Raw genomic sequence first — 1,907 nt, forward strand, 5'->3', positions numbered from 1 at the left:
GATTTCTCGCTTCGCCCCGCCACGGTGGATGACGCCGAGGCCATGGCGCTCATGCATGTCCAATCCTGGCGCGAAAGCTACGGGCACCTGCTGCCTGAGGAGTTCTTTGAAAAACAGCAAGCTGCGTTGCCCGACCGCATCCAGCGCTACAGGGACTACATCGCGGCGGGCCACACCAGGATGCTGGCCCACGATCCCGACGGTCTCCTGGTAGGCATCGGCGCCGCAGGCCCGGGCAGGGATGAGGACAGTCCCTGCGAGCGGGAGCTTTTCATGCTCTACACCTTGGAACGCATTCATGGGCGAGGAGTGGGCCAAGCATTGGTGGATGCCTTGATCGGCGACGATCCCGCATACCTTTGGGTCCTGGATGACAATCCGCGCGCCCAGGCCTTCTATCGGCGAAATGGGTTTGTTCCGGACGGTAAGCGGCAGTTGTGTGATCCATCCTGGTACTCACTGCCGGAGCATCGGATGGTCCGTCCCGGGCTGCAGCAAGTTCCCGCCCACTGAACTGTTCCCACAGCTGACTCATCTGGATAGGGTGATCACGGGCGGTGTCGATGGGGACCGCCCGGTCCGATTCCCGGGAGGAAGCATGTCTATTCCAGAGCAGGATCCAAGCGAGCAGGAAGGCCCCGCGGACGGTGGCGCGGACGGCGTCCCCGGCATGCACGACGGCGGTGCTGACGGTGGTGCCGACGGCGGTGCCGATGGTGGGGCTGAAGGCCCCGCGGACGGTGGCGCGAACGGCGTCCCCGGTACCCATGATGGCGGTGCTGATGGCGGTGCCGACGGCGGCGCTGACGGCGGCGCCGATGGTGGCGCTGATGGCGGTGCTGATGGCGGTGCCGACGGTGGCGCTGATGGCGGTGCCGATGGTGGCGCCGGGCAACAAGGCAGCTGATTTTGAGCTCTACCAGCACTGATTTCCAGGACCCCGGCGCGGTAAGAGGCGGCGGGGTCCTGGAAACACGCTTGATCGACATCGGCCAGGACAAGTTCGCTAGTGACGTCTGGGGCCGGACAGCCTTGCTCACCCGTGGTGTCAGCGATTTCTCCGATGTGTTCTCCGGCAGCGCCGTTGATGAATTGATTTCACGCCGCGGGCTGCGCACTCCTTTCCTGCGTGTCGCCAAGGGCGGCTCCACTCTTCCTGAGTCCTCCTACACTTCTCCGGCAGGGGTCGGCGCCACCATCCCGGACCAACTCGATGACACTGCGTTGTGGCGCAAATTCGCTGACGGCGCCACCTTGGTCCTGCAGGCGCTGCACCGCACCTGGGAGCCTGTGTCGAGTTTCAGTTCGCAGTTGAGCACTGAACTGGGGCACCCTGTGCAGGCCAATGCGTACATCACGCCGCCCCAGAACCGTGGCTTCGATGACCACTATGACGTCCATGACGTCTTTGTACTGCAAATCGAGGGAACCAAGCGCTGGATCATCCATGAGCCGGTTCACGTGGACCCCTTGCGCAGCCAACCCTGGACTGACCGCCGGGACGCCGTTGCCCAGGCCGCCAAGGGCGAGGCTTACATTGATACGGTCCTGGAGCCGGGCGATGTCCTTTACCTTCCGCGTGGTTGGTTGCATGCCGCCCAGGCGCAGGGGGAAGTTTCCATCCATCTCACCCTGGGAGTCCATAGCTGGACCCGCCATGCCTTGGCCGAACACTTGGCACAGGCAGCAGTTGATGCGCTGTGCGAGGATCCCGGGATGCGCCGTTCCTTGCCGTTGGGTGTGGATGGACCTGAGGAGGAGATCGCCGCAGTCCGGGAGCGCCTCGCAGCCGCTGTCATGGAAGCGGAAACCACATCCCTTTTCCACCGCGCCCGAAGGGGACAAGGGCGTCCGGCTCCTCTGGGTCCGGTGGCCCAACGTGCGGCCCTTGACGGACTCAGGCCGGA

General features: G+C 64.4%; 3 protein-coding genes. All 3 read left to right on the top strand.

Annotation, left to right across the window (positions count from 1 at the left end):
- Positions 1–513 (top strand): GNAT family N-acetyltransferase (locus HP499_RS23740; RefSeq protein ID WP_172326496.1); only part of this gene is annotated, 513 nt, incomplete at its 5' end.
- An 85-nt stretch (positions 514–598) separates the two neighbouring features.
- Positions 599–907: a BatC protein gene (locus tag HP499_RS23745; RefSeq protein ID WP_172326497.1), complete on the top strand. Its 309-nt coding sequence runs from the start codon at positions 599–601 to the stop codon at positions 905–907.
- Between the two features lie 2 nt (positions 908–909).
- Positions 910–1,907, top strand: a 998-nt coding sequence (locus HP499_RS23750; protein ID WP_172326498.1) for a cupin domain-containing protein, incomplete at its 3' end; no start/stop codon positions are given.

Source organism: Paenarthrobacter sp. CM16 (genome assembly GCF_013179505.1).
GTDB lineage: Bacteria > Actinomycetota > Actinomycetes > Actinomycetales > Micrococcaceae > Arthrobacter.

Bases quoted from the DNA above. Each gene is read 5' to 3' on its own strand.
- HP499_RS23745 (WP_172326497.1), top strand. From the start codon at position 599: ATGTCTATTCCAGAGCAGGATCCAAGCGAGCAGGAAGGCCCCGCGGAC.